We start from the raw sequence: 18,886 nt of genomic DNA on the forward strand, positions 1-18,886 counted from the left end.
CTGCGGGACGATCGTGGGACTGCGCTGGGCGCGAGCCTGATGAAGATGATCACGCTTCCCCTACTCGCCACTGGAGCCGCTTGGCTTGCAGGGTTTTCCGACCGCGAACTGGGCTTGTTGTTCGTGTTCTTTGCCAGCCCCACCGCAGCAGCAAGCTTCGTCATGGTCAAGGCCATGGGCGGCAATGCCAAGCTGGCCGCAAACATCATCGCCCTCACTACCTTGATGGCCAGCGTTACCATCACAGGTGGCGTGTTTGTAATGCGACTTGGCGGAGTGATCTGATCCGTGTTGCGAGCCGCCTCCCTTAGCCGCCGGCGCTGATGACGATCTCGAACTGCTCGATGCCGCCGCCCTCCCGGGTCGCCTCCGCCGGTAAAGGATCGGCATGGGCCTGCTTGAAGTCGTCGCTGTTCACCCATCCGCGAAACGCCGCCTGGCTCTCCCATTCGGTTTCCACCACGTAAGGTGCCTTGTTGCCTAGCGGGCGCAGTACCCGCATGGCGACGAATCCAGGCTGCGAATCGATCTGGCCGGCCCGGGCCTTGAAGCGGGTCTCGAACTCATCCTCGAAGCCCGGATTGACGAAAATACGGTTGTTGACGACAAACGACATGCAAGTCTCCCTATGAACGGTGTCAAATAAGCAACGGTGTCAAACAGACAGCGCAATCACACAAGATCGGCAGGACAGCGAAAATCGATCAGTTCAGCGCAGCCCGCCGCCCATACGTCGGCTTGAAGAGTCGCGATGGCGGCGGTCGGCATCCGCAAGCTGCTACGCGGATCACTTTCCACCAATCGCCCGCTCAAGGCTCCTACCAGCGGCATATGGCTGACCAGTAGAAGCGGAGTCTGCTGAGCCTTCTCTTGTAGCCAATCGATGATCGGCTCGATCGGATCGTCTGGCGTGATCATGGACAAGGTATCTGCCCTTGTATCTAACTGCTCGGCGACGATGGCGGCGGTTTGCTGGGCACGAACATAGGGGCTTGCGACGATACGCAACTGGTCTCGGGAAGCAGCCAGCGTCGTTGCGAGCCATTTCGCCATAGCCATAACCTCGGCATGGCCTTGCTCGGTCAATTCGCGCCGTGCATCCGGGTGGCCCGGGGCTGCCTCGCCATGGCGCATGATCCAGAGCTGCATCATGTGCTTTCTTTCCCTTTTTCAACTTCTTGAGAGCGCTGCTGAACGAACTCTCGAGGCAATGTGAATTCGACATCACTACTCTGTTCGTTCTGCATCAATAGTTGTGCCATCTGGCGCGCGGGAACATTCTTGAACAGCACTTGGTAGAGCCCTTCCGCCAATGGCATATAAATACCGTCCTGGCGCGCCTTGTGACATACCAGACTGACGGTATTGACCCCCTCGGCCACCTGACCCAAGGCCTCGACCGCCTCATCAAGGGTTCTGCCTTCTCCTAGGGCATAACCAACCCGGTAGTTACGGGAAAGATTCGATGAGCAAGTCACAATCAAATCCCCTACGCCAGCCAGTCCAATGAAGGTCAATGGATTCGCGCCAAGGGCGACGGCAAAGCGGCTCATCTCCGCCAGGGCCCGGGTCATCAGCATGCTGCGGGTGTTCTCTCCCATGCCAAGGGCTGCGGCCATGCCCGCGGCGATGGCATAGATATTCTTGAGCGCACCGCCAAGCTCGACCCCATAGCGATCGTTGCTGGCATAGACGCGAAAGTAATCGCAGCCGAGGGCAGCTTGAACCCGGGCGCGAGTCAGTGCGTCGTCACTTGCCACCACCGTGGCGGTCAGCTGCTTTTGCGCGATCTCCGAGGCCAGATTGGGACCGGACAGCACGCCAATGTGGGCAAACCCGGTTTCCTCTTCGAGAATCTGACTCATCAGCTTGAAACCTTCCTCTTGAATACCCTTGGTGGTACTGACGAGAATCTGTTCATTCTTCAGATAAGGACGGGCCTGACGCACCACGCTGCGAAAAGCCTTGGAAGGAATGGCTACGAAGACGAGTTCGGCTTTCTCGAGCACCGCTTTCAAGTCGCTAGAGGCCCACACCGCGGAGTTGATGGCATAATCGGGCAGATAGCGGGAGTTGCGATGTTCTCTCGTGATCTCGGCGGCAAGCCCGGCATCGCGCATCCATTGACGTACTTCGCCGCCATTGTCCGCGGCGATGCTGGCGATAGCAGTGCCAAAACTACCACCTCCGAGTACCGCCACGTCTAAGCCTGTGGCCTTCGAGCCTGACACCTGATTGTCTTTCGTCATGCAACGCTCCAGCTGAATCGACGCTCTTTCGAGTATAACGAAAAACGCCCCTCGTAAGGGGCGTCATCAGACTTGGCACGATCAATCGAGTAGCGGTAACAGCGAATCAATACTGCTCTTGGCGTCTCCATAGAACATTCGCGTGTTGTCCTTGAAGAACAGTGGGTTCTCGATACCGGAATAGCCCGTTCCCTGACCGCGCTTGCAGACGAAGGTCTGCTTGGCTTCCCACACCTTCAATACCGGCATGCCGGCAATCGGGCTATTGGGATCTTCCTGGGCCGCCGGGTTGACGATGTCGTTGGAGCCTATGACGATCGCTACGTCGGTCTGAGGGAAGTCGTCATTGATTTCATCCATTTCCAGCACGATATCGTAGGGCACCTTGGCTTCGGCCAGCAGCACGTTCATGTGACCGGGCATGCGCCCCGCTACCGGGTGGATTGCGAAACGCACGTCCTTGCCGGCACCGCGCAGCTTGCGAACCAGTTCGCTGACGGCATTCTGCGCCTGGCTACCGCCATACCGTAACCGGGAATGATGACCACGCTGTCCGCGTCATTGAGGGCACTGGCAACGCCACCGGCATCGATCGATACCTGTTCGCCTTCGATCTCCACCGCTGGGCCAGACGTGCCGCCGAAGCCGCCTAGGATCACATTGACGAACTTGCGGTTCATCGCCTTACACATGATGTAGGACAAAATGGCACCGCTCGAGCCCACTAGGCGCCGGTGACGATCAACAGATCATTGGACAGAGTGAAGCCGATAGCCGCCGCCGCCCAGCCGGAGTAGCTGTTGAGCATTGACACCACCACCGGCATATCGGCGCCGCCGATCCCCATGATCAGATGCCAGCCGATGAACAGCGCCAGTGCCGCCAGCAGCAACAGCGTCCAAAAGCCCCCGCCATTGAGATACACGATCGCCAGCAGTAAACACACAACTGCTGCACCGGCATTGAGCATGTGACCACCGGGAAACTGCTTGGGCTTGCCATCCATTTTGCCGGAGAGTTTGCCAAAGGCGATGATCGAACCGGTGAAGGTGACCGCACCGATGAACACCCCGAGCACCACCTCGACCTGCAGGAACGCAAGCTCCGCAGGTGTTTTGGTGGCAACCAGCGCCGCAAAGGCGGAGAAGTTATCCGTCGCGCCGTCTATCAACTGGCTCGCCAATACTCGACGACGTTCGAGATCGGCATTGAACCCCACAAATACCGCCGCTAAGCCGACGAAAGAGTGCAGCGCCGCCACCAGTTGCGGCATCTGGGTCATCTCGACCTTTTTGGCCAAGTAGACCCCGATCACCGCGCCGACGATCATCATGGGGATCATCAGCCAGTAGCCGCCGATGCCTGGTCCTAAGATGGTAAAGAAGACCGCGATAGCCATACCCACGATGCCGTACCAGACGGCCCGCTTGGCCTTTTCTTGATTGCTCAATCCCCCCAGGGAAAGGATGAACAACACACTGGCCGCAATGGCTGCGGCAGAGACGAATTGTTGACCTAGCATTCTTTATTCTCCACCGCTCAAGATTTCTGGAACATGGCAAGCATCCGGCGTGTCACCAGGAAGCCACCCACGATATTGATCGAGGCAATCAGCACCGAAATAGCCGCCAACAACCCAACCAGAGCGCTACCGGAACCGATCTGCAGCACTGCCCCCAACACAATGATGCCGGAAATGGCATTAGTCACTGCCATCAAGGGCGTATGCAATGCGTGGCTGACGTTCCAGATCACCTGATAACCAACGAAGCAAGCCAGCACGAAGACGATGAAGTGCTGCATGAAGGACGCTGGCGCCACCATACCGAGCAGCAACATCACGATACCGCCAACGCCTAGCATGGTGAACTGGGTCTTGGTCTGAGCCTTGAACGCCGCGATTTCAGCAGCCTTTTTCTCCTCCGCCGTCGGCTCCTTTTCCTTGGGCTTGGGCTTGGCGGCAGCAATTGCCTGCACCTTGGGCTTGGGTGGCGGATAGGTGATCTCGCCCTGGTGGGTCACGGTGACCCCGCGAATCACGTCGTCTTCCATGTTCTGATCGATCTTGCCGTCCTTTTCCGGCGTCAGATCCGTCAGCAGATGGCGAATGTTGGTGGCGTAAAGCAAGGAGGCTTGCGTCGCCATACGCGAAGGAAAATCCGTATAGCCGATCACGATCACGCCGTTATCCGTCACGACTCGCTCATCCGGCTTGGTCAGCTCGCAGTTACCTCCTTTTTCCGCCGCCAGATCGATGATCACCGACCCTGGCTTCATGGCCTTGACCATGTCCTCGAGCAGCAGCTTGGGAGCCGGCCGACCGGGAATCAGCGCCGTGGTAATGACGATATCCACCTCCGGCGCCTGCTCCTGGAACAGCGCCAGCTGTTTCTCGCGAAATTCGGGGCTTGAAGGTGACGCGTAGCCACCAGAGCCGGAGCTGTCCTGAGTATCCTCAAAATCGAGAAAGAGAAACTCGCCGCCCATGGACTCGATCTGCTCGGCCACTTCGGGACGCACATCGAAGGCTCGCACGATGGCACCAAGACTCGCCGCAGTACCAATGGCGGCAAGACCCGCAACCCCTGCGCCAACCACCATGACCTTGGCCGGTGGCACCTTGCCTGCGGCCGTTACCTGACCGGCAAAGAAGCGGCCGAACTGGTTGCCCGCCTCAATGACCGCCCGATAGCCAGCAATATTGGCGGTGGAAGACAGTGCATCCATCTTCTGGGCACGGGAAATGCGTGGCACCATGTCCATGGCCATGACCGTGGCGCCCTGGGCCTTGCACTTTTCCAGCAGCGCCTCGTTCTGAGCCGGCCAGAAGAACGATATCAGGGTCTGTTCTTTCTTGAGGTACTCGGTTTCCTTCTCGGAGGGCTCCCGTACCTTGATAACGATATCGGCTTCTTTCCACAGCGCTTCGGCGCTATCGACCACAGTAACGTCGGCCTCACGATAGGCATCATCAGGAAAACCCGCCGCCTCGCCAGCCCCGGTTTCCACCAGGCATTCGTGGCCCAGCTTGATGATGTGCTTCGCACTCTCGGGGGTCAGCGCAACGCGCGCTTCTCCTTTGGCGAGCTCTTTGGGTGCACCAATCTTCACATCCACTCTCCTGTTTCCAGGTTGTCGTTGTTTGCCCGAACTGGGGCGCTGGCATAGCAACCATATTAGTGACCGGCTAGCTTACTGCAACTTCATATACTTACGTGATGCTTATTGTCTATGGCATCGATCAATCAGACTACCATTAACCGCTAGATCGGGCACCGAATCAAAAATGCTGAATGATGTCATGGGTACTGGTAACTTGCGCATACTCGCCATCGAGCAGCGCCAGGCTTAGATCATTCACTGCTTCTGCACTCCAAACGACCCCGTGACGATCCGTCACGGGAAAGTCAGCGCACGCATCCGCCGGCACCGAAACACTGAAATCTAGACAGGCGGCATGTCGCACGCTGGTGCCTACCGAATGTGCCGTGGTGACTCCCACCATGACGAGATGAGTTACGCCATGATGATGCAACCAGCGTTCTAGTTCGGTTTCCAGAAAGGCGTTGTTGACATGCTTGGTAACGATTCGCTCGCCTTCTCGAGGTGCCACGCAGGTCTTGAACTCTGCGCCTGACTGACCGGCTCGGTAGGGGGAGCGCGGCTCCCGAGAATGATGCCGAACATGCACGACACGCCCATTGCCCTTGCGCCAACAGCTCAGCAGCTCCGACAGGCGCGCTTCGAGTTCCGGGTTGTTGCGAGGGCCCCAGTAGTCACGATCGTCGATTGCCTGTTGCACATCGATGATGACCAGTGCGGCACTCTCATCCCGAGCATCGCACAGTTTTAAACGCGCTGAGCCGGCTGCCATGAAACGCCCCTTCCCAGTAAGAGAAATAAAAGATCGTTACAGCATAGGCGTTGTTGGCCAAGCCTGCCGCCTCTGATCCGGTGACTCGGTCAGGAAGAACAGGAAAGGCATACCGGCGGCGCATTTATTGCAGGCGGTATGAACCATCTGGCATCGTCCTCCCGCTGCTCAAAAGGCGACGCCAAGCGTTCCCGCAGCCCTTTGAGCGGAGCACTGTCGCCAGCCTCGGCGGCCTCAATAACCTCTTGCGCCAGATGGGTGCGCAGCACATAGCACGGATTGACCGCATCCATGGCTAGTCGACGCTCATCCGCGCTGCGAGATTCCCGCAACAGGCGTTGATCGTAGTCCTCGAGCCAAGCAGTCATCGCCTTGTCATCCGGTGCGATTTCCAGTGCGTTCGCCAGCTGCCGGCGTGAGTCCTCATCGCCGCGATACGTGCCCAGCGCGCGAAAGGCGTTGTGAAAATCTACTTGATGCTGCTCGAGCAGCTTGAGCCAGCTCGAAACCAGCGCAGCGTCACCCGATGACGTATCGTCATTGTCCGTCTTGGCGGTCAACCCGAGCCTCGCTCGCATAAGCTGGGCGTAGGTGCGTTGCAAGGCAGGCTCGTATTCATTGAGCACTTCCCGCAAGCGCTCGACGTCAATCAGGGGCGTCAGCGATTGCGCCAACACGCTCAGATTCCACAGGCCGACCCCGGGCTGTTGCTCAAACGCATAGCGTCCGCCCGCATCGGTGTGATTGGGCGTCCAGTCGGGCTTATAGCGCTCCATGAAGGCGTAAGGTCCGTAGTCCAGAGTCAGACCCAGCAACGACATGTTGTCCGTGTTCATCACGCCATGCACGAATCCGTAGGCCTGCCAGGCGGCAATCAATTTCGCGGTGCGCTCCACCACATCGGCGAAGAAGGCCTCGAAGGGCGCTTCGGCCTCGGCAAATTCCGGCCGATGACGATGAATCAGATGCCAGAGCAACGTTTGCATGTCCTCAGCCTTGCGCCGTTGATAAAGCCACTCGACATGTCCGAAGCGCGCATGGCTCGGCGCCAAGCGCAACAAGGTCGCGCCGGGCTCGATCCGCTCCCGTGCCACACGCTCATCGTTGACCGCTACCGCCAGTGCCGTGGTGGTGGGAATGCCCAGTCCGCTCATAGCTTCCCCGGCCAGATATTCACGAATCGATGAGCGCAGCACCGCCCGGCCATCGCCGAAGCGAGAATAAGGCGTTTGCCCTGCGCCTTTTAGATGCAGATCCATCGGCCCCAGGGAAGTCATCGCCTCGCCCAGCAGCAGGCCACGCCCATCGCCGAGCGCCGGGTTGTAGCTGCCAAACTGATGGCCGGTGTATTTCTGGGCGATGGGCGTCATGCCGGACAGCAGTTCGCGCCCGGCCATTAGGGCCTCAAGACGCTCGCCATCGATGGATTCAGACTCGAGATCAAGTTGAGCGGCGCCTAGAGGGCTAACATCCAGTACCCGGGTGTTGCGCCAGGACGTGGGCGTTACAGGGGAATGAAACGCTTCCGGCAGGCGTGTCCAGGCGTTATCGAACTGCAGGGAATTCAAATTCATTCGATACACTCCTTGCGAAGATCGCTGTCTTGAGTGTAAGCCATACGGGGGGCATGGCTGCAAAAGCAAACGACCGGCCAGAAGGCCGGTCGTTTGGGAGATGCTGTCGATAATGTCAGATGCGCCTCAAGCCGTCAGCAGCGCGTTGAGACGCTTGACGTAGGCCGCCGGATCATCGAGATGGCCGCCCTCGGCGATGACTGCCTGATCCAGAAGAATACGTGCTAAATCGCCGAAGTTGGCCTCTTCAGCGCGTTCCAGTCGCTCAACCAAGGCATGCTCGGGGTTGAGCTCAAGAATCGGCTTGACCTCCGGCACCGGCTGACCGGCCGCCTCCATGATGCGGCGCATCTGAAAGCCCATCTCATGTTCGGAGAGCACCACGCAGGCCGGTGAGTCCGTCAGGCGATGGGTCACCCGCACTTCCTGAACGTCGTCGCCTAGCGCTTCCTTGACCCGCTTTACCAGGTCTTCCTTGGCTTTGGCAGTCTCTTCCTGAGCCTGCTTCTCTTCTTCGCCTTCAATCTCGCCCAGATCCAGATTGCCCTTAGCCACATCGGCGAATGCCTTGCCGTCGTACTCGGTGAGATGGCTCATCAGCCATTCGTCGATACGTTCGGACAGCAGCAGCACCTCGATGCCTTTTTTACGGAAAATCTCCAGATGCGGGCTGTGCTTGGCGGCGTTGAAGCCATCGGCAATGATGTAGTAGATCTTCTGCTGACCTTCTTTCATGCGGCCCACGTAGTCCGCCAGGGACTGATCCTGGGTAGTGCTGTCGGTGTGGGTGGTCGAAAAGCGCAGCAGTTCGCTGATCTTGTCCCGGTTGGCGTGATCTTCCGCCGGACCTTCCTTCAGAACGCTGCCGAAATTACTCCAGAAGGTCTGATACTTCTCCTTGTCCTTGGCCAGTTTCTTGAGCATGTCCAAGGCGCGCTTGGTCAACGCCGACTTCATCTTGTCGACCTGAGGGTCCTGCTGCAGCAGTTCCCGGGACACGTTCAAGGACAGATCCCTGGAATCCACCACGCCTTTGACGAAGCGCAGATAGAGCGGTAGGAACTGCTCCGCGTCCTCGAGAATGAAGACCCGCTGCACGTAAAGACGCACGCCTCGGGCGCCATCTCGCTCGTAAAGATCGAAGGGCGCGCGCCCGGGCACGTAGAGCAGACTGGTGTATTCGAGCTTGCCTTCGACCTTGTTGTGACTCCAGGTCAACGGATCGCTGAAGTCATGGGCGACGTGTTTGTAGAACGCCTTGTACTCGTCGTCGCTGATCTCCGACTTGGGCCGCACCCACAATGCCTGGGCTTCGTTGACGGTTTCCCAAGTGACGGTTTCGCTGCCCTCGATCTCCTTACCGTCTTCGTCCTGGGCCTTTTCGACCTTGGGCATGCGCACCGGCACTTCGATGTGATCGGAGTACTTGCGCACCAAGTTCTTGAGGCGGAAGTCGTCGGCGAATTCCTTGGCATCCTTTTTCAACTGCAGCACGATTTCCGTGCCCCGCTGAGGCTTTTCGATATCCGCGATGGTGAACTCGCCCTCCCCCTGGGAGCGCCACTCCACGCCTTCGTCTGCGTCAGCGCGGCGGGTGCGCACCGTCACTTCGTCAGCGACGATGAAACCAGAATAAAATCCCACCCCGAACTGACCGATCAGCTTGGCATCTTTTTGTTGCTCGCCAGAGAGCTGCTGCAGGAACTCGGCGGTACCGCTCTTGGCGATGGTGCCGAGATTCTTGATCACCTCGTCACGACTCATGCCAATGCCGTTGTCCCGTACGGTAACGGTGCCGGCCTTGTCGTCGTGCTCGATCTCGATGCGCAGATCGCTGTCATCGCCATACAGCGCATCGTTGTCCAATGCCTCGTAGCGCAGCTTGTCGCAGGCATCCGCAGCGTTGGAAATCAACTCACGAAGAAATATCTCCCGGTTGGAGTACAGGGAGTGAATCATCAAATGCAGTAACTGCTTGACCTCAGTCTGGAAACCAAGCGTTTCTTCATGGGTGGCGGTAGTCATGTGGCAAAAGCCCCTCATGGTGTCATGGAAAATTGTATCGACACGAATATGGGGCCCTGGGACTACTTTTCAAGCACCCTAGGACAATACTTCCTGAATCAGCCTGGATTTTGCATCGGCGGTTCGACATCGATCGCTTTCCAGTGCCGATAGCCGTCAAGAGACTTATCGACCTTGGTCAACAGCCAGCCGACGATCACTACATCATCTACCATCCCGATTAACAGGAAGACTTCAGGAATTAGATCCAAAGGCGATATGAGATAGACAAGGGCCAGCGCCATCCAGATGAACGCCGACCAGGGAACGGGCCGATAACGACCCTTGATCACGTCGGCGCACATAGGGGCAAACAGCTTCAGCGCACGGCCCATTCGCGATAGCGCGCTGGCTCTGGCCGTCAAGCGCGAAAAAGGATTCAAGCGTTTGAGCAATGACATTACGTTTCTCCGTTCGGGGCGCGTAAACTCATCATGAGTAGTAGCTTAGAGACTTCATGAAACCTGTTAGCATTCACGTTTTGCAGACTGTTTTACATAATTGGGGCAAGCACAAGGAAACACCAGTCATGAAATTTAACTATCTCAGGCGCGGCATAGCCTTGACGATTGCCGCAATGATGAGCCTGCCGATCATGGCTAGCGATAACGTCGATCAGCAAATGCGTAAGGCCCTGGAAGCCGCACGCAGCAAGCAGTGGGACAGGATCGATCAAGACGCCATCAAGGATCACGTGTTGGCAGGCTATGTCGAATACCATCAGCTGCGAAACCGTTTACCTCATCTTGACACTGGAGTCGTCAACGATTTCATCGAACGCTACGCCGATTCTCCTTTGAGCGGCTGGATGCGAGGCGTAGCGGAGGTCAGCTACGGCCACGCCGGTCGTTTCGCATCGCTGCTCGCAGTCAGCGACGGCAAGCCTCGCGGCACTATCCGCCAGTGCTATTACTACACCGCGTTACTCGACCGCGAACCCGCAACTGCAGCCCAAGGCGGGCTTGATCTATGGCTGACCGGAGATTCTCAGCCGGATGCCTGCGACGATCTGTTCGCCACGCTTCGCACTCGGGGCGTCATCGATGGGCGCGCCATCTGGCAGCGTCAAATGCTGGCCTGGGAGAATGGCGAAGATAGTCTGGCCCGCTACTTGTCCCGCTCGCTTCCCAGCACCTGGAACAATGCTCAGGCGGCCTTCGAGCGTCTGCAAAAGAACTATGCCGCCATCACTCAGATCCCCGTCTCTCTTGGGCCCGAAGGCGCGGGTAGCGCTCCTCTCTTCATGGCGGCCATGCACAACTTTACCCGGGCCGATACGGAAGCCGCCCTCGAGGCCTGGCGCAAGGTCGGTCCTCACGTGTCACTTGACCTATCCCAGCGCCATCAGATCGAGCATGACCTGGCGTTCTACTCCATGGTCCGGGAGGTCGGTAATAACAAAGGCTGGGTAGACGACGTGCTGCCCCGACTTGCCGATGGTGACCTGCTTGAGCTACGCGTGCGTCGTGCCTTGGCACAACGCAACTGGAACGAGGTCATTCATTGGGTTCGTGCCATGCCTCAGGAGTCGCGGGAAAGCGCCCGGTGGCAATACTGGCTGGGTCGTGCCCTGGCCAAGCAAGGCAACGATCAGGCGTCCAGAGAGGCCTACGCCATTGCCGCCTCTCAGCGAGATTTCTTCGGCTTTGCCGCGGCGGATCGTCTGAATCAGCCTTATAACCTCAATTTGGCGCGCGCGACCTTCAATGAGAGCTTTCGTCGTCAGGTTGCCAACTGGCCTGCGGTAAGACGCGCCGAAGCCTTGCAGCGCATCGATGAACCGGGGCTTGCCCGCAGCGAATGGTATGGCGCCGTGGCCCGGGCCAGTGAAGAGGAAGCCAAGGCACTGGCGGATTACGCGCTGAGTCAAGGCCGCTATGCCACCTTGGTGCAGACCACGATTACCGCCAAACAGTGGGACGCGCTGGATTGGCGTTTTCCCAAGGCGTATCAGGATAGTTTTCTACGCTGGGGCGAAACGACCGGCGTCGATCCCTTTCTGTTGATGGGTATCGCTCGACGCGAAAGCGCCTTCAACAATGAGGCGATCTCCCCGGTAGGCGCCCGTGGCTTGATGCAGCTGATGCCGGGTACTGCGGCGCTGGTCAGCCGTCAGATCGGTAGCGCCAACCCCAGTTTGGAAGGGTTGTTCGACCCGGAGGTCAACATTCGTCTGGGTAGCACCTACATTCGCGACATGCTCAAGCGCTATCGTGGCAACCGCCTGGCGGCCACCGCTGCCTACAATGCCGGCCCTGGCCGAGTCGATCGCTGGCTACGGGAATCCCCGGACGAGTTCGATCTATTCGTCGAAAGCATCCCCTTCCGTGAAACCCGTGACTACGTTCAGGCGGTGCTGGCCTATCAGGTCATCTTTGCCAGCCTGGCAAAGGATGGCAATACCCAAGGCATTGCCATGCTGACGAAAGCCGAACGTCAGGGTGAGTATGATGCGTCGCTGATGGCGCGTAACTAGAACGATGGATCACGACACTGAGCGCCTCAATCGAGGCGCTTTTTTATGACCCTGTGTTCAAGGCTGCTGCTGCAAAGCCAGCTTGATGCCGAATAGGATCAATACCATTCCGGTGACACTCTCGATACCGCGTGACACCCATCCTTTCGCCAGCCAATGACCCGCCCGCCCCACCATCAGCACGATGCCGATCTGCCAGATATTGGCTATGACGAAATGTACGCCTGCCAGCCACAGCGACTTGAGCAGCGCCGGATCAGTGGGGGCAATGAACTGAGGCAGAAAGGCCATGTAAAACACGACGGTCTTGGGATTGAGCACGTTCGAGAGAAACCCTTCTCGCAAAGGCATCCAGGGGGAGACCCGCCGCGATGGCGAGCTGATTCCGGCGACAGGCAAGGGTGCGCCGCGTCGGGCGCGGATCAGACTCTGTGCGCCCAACCATACGAGATATGCAGCCCCCAGCAGCTTGAGCGCGCCGAAGGCCCAGGTGGATTGCAGCAGGATCAGCGATATACCCAGGGCTGAGACGCTGGCATGTACGAACAAGCCACAGCAGATGGCCAGGCTCGTCAATACCCCGTCCCAGGAGCCGCCGCGCAACGTATTACGAATCACCAGCAGGGTATCGATACCCGGCGTCATGCTCAGCAATGTGATGGCAAATACGAACGTCCAGAATTGGGCATCGATCAGCATGGAGATAGCTATTGAAAAGACATTGGTATAGATGACCGTGTCATAGGACTAGCGACTGCAACAAAAACAGACCGCCGGCAACTACGACAATGAATCCAATCACCATCAACAGGCCGTCTTTGGCAACCAGTCCGAGCCCCATCAAGGTAATGGCCAGTGCCGGCAAGGCGGCAGCAAAGGGAAGAAGCTCCAAAGGAAGCATGGATAACGCCAAGACCACCGCAAGGACAGCAATCAAACGTTGCGAAAACGGATTGACCAACCCCTGCAGGCGCGGCTTTAGCAGCTTGTCGATACGCTGGGTCCAGGGTTTCAAGCGCGTCACAGCGCGACTGAACTTGTCGTGACTGAATCCACGTTGAGCCAGGCGCCGGGGTAGCCAGGGCGATGACTTACCCATGATCATTTGTGCCGCCACCATGGCGATGAACAGCCCACACAGGTCGGTATGCCGGGAATGGCACCAGTCGGCAGCAGTACGATCAACGCCGGCAACACCAGCAACGGCCCGAAGCCACGAGTTTCAAAATTATCGACAATATCCTGCAGCTGAATGGTCTCACCGCTATCGGAGTCGTCGAGTTGCTCAAGCAGTTGCGTCAAGGTGATGCGTTGCGCCATGCGCCCTCCCTGGCGGTTTCAGTTTGCAGGATCGAAATGCAATATGAGCGACATGCTCAGTTACTGAAAATTCCACGGCGCGCATGCTTCAAGGAGATCTGATCGTTCAGCGTCCAGAAATCATACAGCACACCAATCAGGAACAATCCGCCGGTCAATAGATAGAGAATGCCAGTAATCCATTTGCCCATGTACATTCGGTGAACACCGAAAATGCCAAGGAAAGTCAACAGCACCCAGGCGAGCGTATAGTTGGTGGGTCCTGCTCTAAAACGTAGATCCGCCTGTCTGTCCATACTTGGAATCAGGAATAGATCGATCAACCAGCCAATGCCTAAAAGACCCAGCGTAAAAAACCAGATCGTACCGGTGATCGGTTTACCATAGTAAAAGCGGTGGGCACCGGTGAAACCTAATATCCACAGTAGATAACCGACACCCATGTTGTGAGTGTTGCTGGCAGACAATTGAGTCACGTTTGCTCCTGTAATGAGTTGCTGAAGAACGACATACGATCAAAACGACACTGCTGGATGCCTATAGTACGCCAAGCTCTTTGAGCCTTTCCTTGAGGTAGCTATCCGCCGTATGACGCTGGGAAAGTTCGACATCCGGGCGCGGGTGCAAGAACAGTGGCAGCGACAAGCGTGAATGAGAGCAAGCCTCTCCTTCCGGATTGACCACCCGGTGGGTAGTGGAAGGGAAATAACCCTGGGACGCCTCCTGCAACATATCGCCGACGTTGATCACCAGTTGTCCTGGATCGCAAGGCACTTGATGCCATTTATCATCACGACCACGCACCTCAAGCCCTGGCTCATTGGCCGCAGGCAATACCGTCAGCAGGTTGATATCTTCATGGGCGGCGGCTCTTACCGCGTCTGGCTGCTCGTTGCCAGCCAAAGGGGGATAATGCAACACCCGCAGCAAGGTTTGCTCACTATCCTCGACCATGGCAGAGAGCGGTTCGCGATAATGGCGTGCCACCTCGGAAGGTGTTTGCGCCTCGATCCAACCGAGCAGCGTCCTGGCAAGAGACTCTGCACGCCGATAGTAGTCCATGATTTCACCACGTAGCGAGTCCGGTATGCGTCCCCAGGGATAGACGTGGTAATACTCCTTGAGATCCTTAACGCCATGCCCCTTGGCAGTTTCCGATACGTCCGGCGGAAAATAGCCGTCCTGACGGAGCGGATCGAAGCGCCAGACATGCTTGTCGGCGTCAGCGAAAAACGCCTGCCAGTGACGATAGATCGACTCGATCAACGTATTGGGTAATGGATGGTTGCGCAAAACCCCAAATCCTGTCTCGCGCAGCGACTGCGCGAAGTGTTTGGCAGCGTCTGGAGATGCATAATCGACGTTCTGGACGTGCATGATTTTTCCAACTATGTTGCTTTAGCGAGCATCGTAACCTGAAAAGAACCGGTATAGCAGTTCGGTAGCTCCCTTCTGATACGAGTTCGCAGCGTCGGTCAACCGGCTAGACACTGTCCAACCGATCGGTTTGCAACAAAGGACAATGAACATACAGTCGGTGATCCGTGCAACACGGGCATGACGGGTGTAAAGAAGGCATCGATCCTATTTATATCCAGCATCATCATTGGTTAGTCGAGGAAATCTGCAAATGGCAACTGGCACTGTCAAGTGGTTCAACGATACCAAGGGCTACGGCTTCATCTCCCCAGACGATGGCGGCGATGACTTGTTTGCCCACTTCTCCGAAATCCAGGCTGATGGCTTCAAGACCCTGCAGGATGGACAAAAGGTCTCTTTCGATGTCACCCAGGGCAAAAAAGGCCTTCAAGCCGCCAATATCAAAGTCGTAAATTAACGTTTCACGCATCTTCGATGCTAAAGGGCTTGTTGCGGCAAGCCTTTTTTGTTGCACGCACCATAGTGGAATGTGTCATACTACCTAGCATGATAGCAAATAGTTCTTGACCCTTTTGAACGAATGGCTCACTCTCTCATCCGTTGGTTTGTAAGCAGAATGACGTCGGTTGTAATCGATTCCCCTCGATAATCCTCGTGCGCGTTTTCTCTAGCATATGAGCCTCGCACTGATGGTGGAAAGCAGCTTACGGCTTCTCGAAACCTCGTTAATATCATCTAGTAAGAAGTAAGGAAATCGACAATGGCAACTGGCACTGTCAAGTGGTTCAACGATACTAAAGGCTTTGGTTTCATTTCTCCGGACGACGGCGGTGATGACCTCTTCGCTCACTTCTCTGAAATTCAAGCTGACGGCTTCAAGTCTCTGCAGGACGGACAGAAGGTCTCCTTCGACGTCACTCAGGGCAAAAAAGGCCTTCAGGCTGCTAACATCAAGCCCGAATAATTTCGCGTCTTGATATGCCAACCCGCTTGCCCTAAGCGGGTTGCAAAAAAAAGCCCACTTTAAAGTGGGCTTTTTTAATGAAAGCGATTCCTGCTTTTACGGCTGCTCATCCTCGGTCGGCGCATCAACGTCCTGAGTTTGCTTGACGTCTTCCTCCTTGGCTTCCTTGAACTGCTCTTCCAGCTCTTTTTCCGCTTCCTTGAACCGCCGCTCGGTCTCCTTTATCGCTTCGTCGACGTCATCTTCCGTATTGTCCCAAGAGCTGTCCGCAGCCACCTCTCCGGCACTATTATTGACTGGAGAGTCCTCCCCGAGACTGCCGGCTTCGTTTGATGCCTCTGCCCTTTCTGGTATGGCTGCCGCATCATTCGAACCACGCCGCTCAGTTTCTTGCGCCGTCTCGCTGACACTCTTTTCTGCCTCTTTCAAAGAATCGCGCTCTCTTGCCTGTCTGTCGCTGGCCGTGTTCGGCGCTTGTGAAGAAGCTGCTGCATCTGTTGAAGCAGCTGACTCGGGCTGTACCTGACTGTCCGATGAGGCATCCAACGAAGGTGCTGTTTGTTGCGAAGTCCGTTGCGTCGATTCGCTGGCGCTGTCGCCATCATTTTGACTTAACTGCTGGGACGGCTCGTCGTCACCGTCACAAGCCGCCAAGCCCATTGTCAGCATCAGCGCTGCTGCAGGCAACGTCCAGGGCGCTTTGGCCATCGATCCTCTCCTTGAAAATGAATGAACCCTTCATTCGATGCAGCGTCATTGCAGCAAACCCAACTTCCTCGCGCAAGGAAGAGCGGTTATCTGCATTTACTTATACTCCGATATCTTCGTTCCACAGATCAGGATGACGCTCGATGAATGTTTCCATCAATTTGCGGCATTCGTCGCTGTCAACGATTTCGAGCTTGACCCCACCCTTGCGAAGGTGGTTTCCGCTCCCATGAAGCTACGGTTCTCGCCTATTACCAAATGCGGAATGCCATAGAGCAGGATCGCCCCACTGCACATCGGACAAGGGGATAAGGTGGTATAAAGCACGCATTCCTTGTAGACGGACGCCGGTTGACGTCCCGCATTCTCCAAGGCATCCATTTCAGCATGCAGCACCACGCTATCACGCTGGTGGCGCTGATTGTGACCGCGGCCGATGATACGGCCCTGATACACTAATACCGACCCGATGGGCACGCCCCCTTCTTCCAGACCATGGCGCGCCTCATCAATAGCCGCCTGCATGAACTCATCCATGATGTTTCCTCACCTAGCGAACAGCTGACCTTCGATATCATGAAACGCCTTGAACTCCAAAGCATTACCTGACGGGTCGAAAAAGAACATGGTGCCCTGCTCCCCGGGCTCACCATGAAAACGAATATAGGGCTCTATCTCGAAGCGTATTCCCGCCTGAGTCAAACGATCGACCAAGTTTTCCCATTCCTGCATGTCCAATACGACACCAAAGTGCGGTACGGGTACGCCATGGCCATCAACGGCGTTACGATGAAGATTACCCTGAAGGCTCTCCAACTCAGGATTCAGATGGCACACCAGTTGATGCCCATAAAGATTGAAATCAACCCAGGTATCGCTGGAGCGCCCTTCCGTGCATCCCAACAGATCGCCATAGAAGCCTCGAGCCTCATGGATATCACGCACTTGTACGGCCAGATGAAATGGACTCGGCATGGGATAGCTCTCCTTGATTCGGATCCTTCACCATCAAAGTGGAATCACTCGGGAAGAAGTCTACCCCAGGACACTTGGTTTTTCCTGTCACTGCAGGCTTTACCGCTCATACCATTGATGACAATTTTGAAAAAACCTGGCTTAGACCAAATCGCGCTTTTCCCGCTTGGCCGCACGGATATCCTTGCGAACCGCTGAACAGATCAGCAGCAACACCGCCAGGGTAATGGCAGGCCAGATCAGAATATAGGTGCCGTAAATCAACGTTTGCATTTTCTTTCCTCCATTGGCCGGCCCCGGCGATGACGCCGAGGCCTGGTCCTATCATGATTGTTTATGAGGGACGAAGGCAGATTCGGGCTTACTTGTCGCCGTGGCAACGTCCTCGCTGTCATCGTAATTACCCACTCGACGCTTTATATCGTCGAAATTGAAGCGCTCGCGGGCCATCAAGCTCATCACTACGCATACGAGGGTGCTGGTGCCGTAAGCGGTCAAGGACGACAGCAGCACGGTGTAGTCCCGCAGGAATCCACTGGCGAAATAGACCATGGCTAGAGCCGCAGCGATACCGGCAACAGCACCTATGCGCCGCCCGCAGAAGCCAAAGCTCATCAAACCAATCACCACTCCAGCGCCGATGGAAGCCAGCAATTCAAAGATCAGCGCCACTGGCCCTGTCATGGCCAGCACTTCAAAGCGCGCGATACAGAACACGATCAAGGCCACGATGACCGACCAGGTAAAGGCAGCGTTGGTGACACGATTCCAAAAACAGCTGGCGATCACCGGGAACACGATAGCGCCCCATAGCGCACCAACGAATACCAGCATCACCAGGATATCCAACGAGAAGCTGGCAAACACGATGCCGATCATGGTGGCAACGATCATGGTCAGACGGCCAATGAAGAGCATTTTTCCAGGATCCGGCTTGCCCTTGGCCAGATTCTTGCCGTAGACGTCCGCCATCACGATGGCAGACAGCGCCGATAGGTCGGAATCTGCCGTGGACGAGAGCGAGCCAATCACCAGAATGAAGAACAGCGCGATGAATACCGGCGGCAGATAGGTGGAAACCATCTGTGGAATCAGGTTGTTCATGTCACCGTTCATCGGCTCGACGCCGACGGTCAGGGCCATCAGCCCGATCATTCCAAGACCGATGACGATGGCACCATAACCGATGGTAGCAGTGATGAACGTGGGCTTGATGTGGTCTTCATTGACCGCGAACAGCCGTTGGGAAATCGTCTGGTTGCCGATGGCATAGGCCAATACCGCGACGAAGTAAGGCGCCCC

At 56.6% G+C, this 18,886-nt stretch carries 19 protein-coding genes and 3 pseudogenes; 4 read left to right on the forward strand and 18 right to left on the reverse strand.

The genetic code is table 11. The features are described 5' to 3' along the window. Positions 1–285 (forward strand): AEC family transporter (locus CH74_RS14320; RefSeq protein ID WP_048308219.1); only part of this gene is annotated, 285 nt, incomplete at its 5' end. Positions 286–307: 22 nt separating this feature from the next. Here the strand turns inward: CH74_RS14320 and CH74_RS14325 are convergent. The 9 genes and pseudogenes from CH74_RS14325 to CH74_RS14365 all read right to left on the reverse strand — a co-directional run bounded on the left by CH74_RS14325 (position 308) and on the right by CH74_RS14365 (position 10,162). Continuing rightward, positions 308–616, reverse strand: a complete 309-nt coding sequence (locus CH74_RS14325; RefSeq protein ID WP_048308220.1) for an antibiotic biosynthesis monooxygenase — start codon at positions 614–616, stop codon at positions 308–310. Positions 617–672: 56 nt separating this feature from the next. Beyond that, a complete protein-coding gene (sixA, locus tag CH74_RS14330) occupies positions 673–1,152 on the reverse strand; it encodes a phosphohistidine phosphatase SixA (RefSeq protein WP_048308221.1) in 480 nt (159 codons plus the stop codon). Beyond that, on the reverse strand, positions 1,149–2,249 hold the full coding sequence (locus tag CH74_RS14335; protein WP_048308222.1) for an NAD(P)H-dependent glycerol-3-phosphate dehydrogenase: 1,101 nt from the start codon (positions 2,247–2,249) through the stop codon (positions 1,149–1,151). Before CH74_RS14335 ends, sixA begins: the two co-directional genes overlap by 4 nt. A gap of 81 nt (positions 2,250–2,330) precedes the next feature. Next, positions 2,331–3,771, reverse strand: a pseudogene (locus tag CH74_RS14340) (NAD(P)(+) transhydrogenase (Re/Si-specific) subunit beta). Between the two features lie 17 nt (positions 3,772–3,788). Next, a complete protein-coding gene (locus tag CH74_RS14345; RefSeq protein WP_048308223.1) occupies positions 3,789–5,360 on the reverse strand; it encodes a Re/Si-specific NAD(P)(+) transhydrogenase subunit alpha in 1,572 nt (523 codons plus the stop codon). A 169-nt stretch (positions 5,361–5,529) separates the two neighbouring features. Next, entirely contained in the window at positions 5,530–6,123 is a 594-nt protein-coding gene (locus CH74_RS14350) for a cysteine hydrolase family protein (RefSeq protein WP_048308224.1), read from the reverse strand. Between the two features lie 89 nt (positions 6,124–6,212). Further along, positions 6,213–7,697, reverse strand: a complete 1,485-nt coding sequence (locus CH74_RS14355; protein ID WP_048308225.1) for a YdiU family protein — start codon at positions 7,695–7,697, stop codon at positions 6,213–6,215. A gap of 126 nt (positions 7,698–7,823) precedes the next feature. Continuing rightward, entirely contained in the window at positions 7,824–9,722 is a 1,899-nt protein-coding gene (htpG, locus tag CH74_RS14360) for a molecular chaperone HtpG (RefSeq protein ID WP_048308226.1), read from the reverse strand. A 98-nt stretch (positions 9,723–9,820) separates the two neighbouring features. Beyond that, complete coding sequence (locus CH74_RS14365; RefSeq protein WP_048308227.1) at positions 9,821–10,162, reverse strand: YkvA family protein; 342 nt, start codon at positions 10,160–10,162, stop codon at positions 9,821–9,823. Between the two features lie 128 nt (positions 10,163–10,290). Here CH74_RS14365 and CH74_RS14370 point away from each other — a divergent pair, with 128 nt between their 5' ends. Further along, a complete protein-coding gene (locus tag CH74_RS14370) occupies positions 10,291–12,237 on the forward strand; it encodes a transglycosylase SLT domain-containing protein (protein ID WP_048308228.1) in 1,947 nt (648 codons plus the stop codon). Positions 12,238–12,294: 57 nt separating this feature from the next. On the opposite strand, the gene CH74_RS14375 is transcribed toward CH74_RS14370, so the two are convergent. The 4 genes and pseudogenes from CH74_RS14375 to CH74_RS14390 all read right to left on the reverse strand — a co-directional run bounded on the left by CH74_RS14375 (position 12,295) and on the right by CH74_RS14390 (position 14,934). Further along, a complete protein-coding gene (locus CH74_RS14375) occupies positions 12,295–12,936 on the reverse strand; it encodes a LysE family translocator (RefSeq protein ID WP_048308229.1) in 642 nt (213 codons plus the stop codon). A gap of 40 nt (positions 12,937–12,976) precedes the next feature. Continuing rightward, positions 12,977–13,557, reverse strand: a pseudogene (locus CH74_RS20095) (exopolysaccharide biosynthesis protein). A 56-nt stretch (positions 13,558–13,613) separates the two neighbouring features. Continuing rightward, positions 13,614–14,000, reverse strand: coding sequence for a TM2 domain-containing protein (locus CH74_RS14385; protein ID WP_048308235.1), 387 nt, complete (start codon positions 13,998–14,000; stop codon positions 13,614–13,616). Between the two features lie 94 nt (positions 14,001–14,094). Further along, positions 14,095–14,934, reverse strand: coding sequence for an isopenicillin N synthase family oxygenase (locus tag CH74_RS14390; RefSeq protein WP_048308230.1), 840 nt, complete (start codon positions 14,932–14,934; stop codon positions 14,095–14,097). 253 nt (positions 14,935–15,187) lie between these two features. Here CH74_RS14390 and CH74_RS14395 point away from each other — a divergent pair, with 253 nt between their 5' ends. Next, entirely contained in the window at positions 15,188–15,394 is a 207-nt protein-coding gene (locus tag CH74_RS14395; RefSeq protein ID WP_048308231.1) for a cold-shock protein, read from the forward strand. 303 nt (positions 15,395–15,697) lie between these two features. Then, the gene (locus CH74_RS14400; protein WP_048308232.1) at positions 15,698–15,901 is read left to right on the forward strand and encodes a cold-shock protein; all 204 of its coding nucleotides are present in this window, start codon (positions 15,698–15,700) and stop codon (positions 15,899–15,901) included. A gap of 96 nt (positions 15,902–15,997) precedes the next feature. Here CH74_RS14400 and CH74_RS14405 read toward each other — a convergent pair whose 3' ends face one another. From CH74_RS14405 to CH74_RS14420, 5 genes and pseudogenes are all read right to left on the reverse strand, one after another. Beyond that, positions 15,998–16,609: a hypothetical protein gene (locus tag CH74_RS14405; protein WP_048308233.1), complete on the reverse strand. Its 612-nt coding sequence runs from the start codon at positions 16,607–16,609 to the stop codon at positions 15,998–16,000. A gap of 156 nt (positions 16,610–16,765) precedes the next feature. Then, positions 16,766–17,146 (reverse strand): nucleoside deaminase, encoded by a 381-nt coding sequence (locus tag CH74_RS14410; RefSeq protein WP_367379128.1) that lies wholly within the window; start codon positions 17,144–17,146, stop codon positions 16,766–16,768. A 9-nt stretch (positions 17,147–17,155) separates the two neighbouring features. Continuing rightward, positions 17,156–17,584, reverse strand: coding sequence for a VOC family protein (locus CH74_RS14415; protein WP_048308234.1), 429 nt, complete (start codon positions 17,582–17,584; stop codon positions 17,156–17,158). A gap of 141 nt (positions 17,585–17,725) precedes the next feature. Next, positions 17,726–17,857, reverse strand: a complete 132-nt coding sequence (locus tag CH74_RS19045; RefSeq protein WP_216594781.1) for a putative transporter small subunit — start codon at positions 17,855–17,857, stop codon at positions 17,726–17,728. Between the two features lie 51 nt (positions 17,858–17,908). Further along, positions 17,909–18,886, reverse strand: a pseudogene (locus CH74_RS14420) (sodium:proline symporter); the annotation flags it as partial.

Source organism: Halomonas sp. PR-M31 (genome assembly GCF_001039575.1).
Classification (GTDB): domain Bacteria; phylum Pseudomonadota; class Gammaproteobacteria; order Pseudomonadales; family Halomonadaceae; genus Modicisalibacter.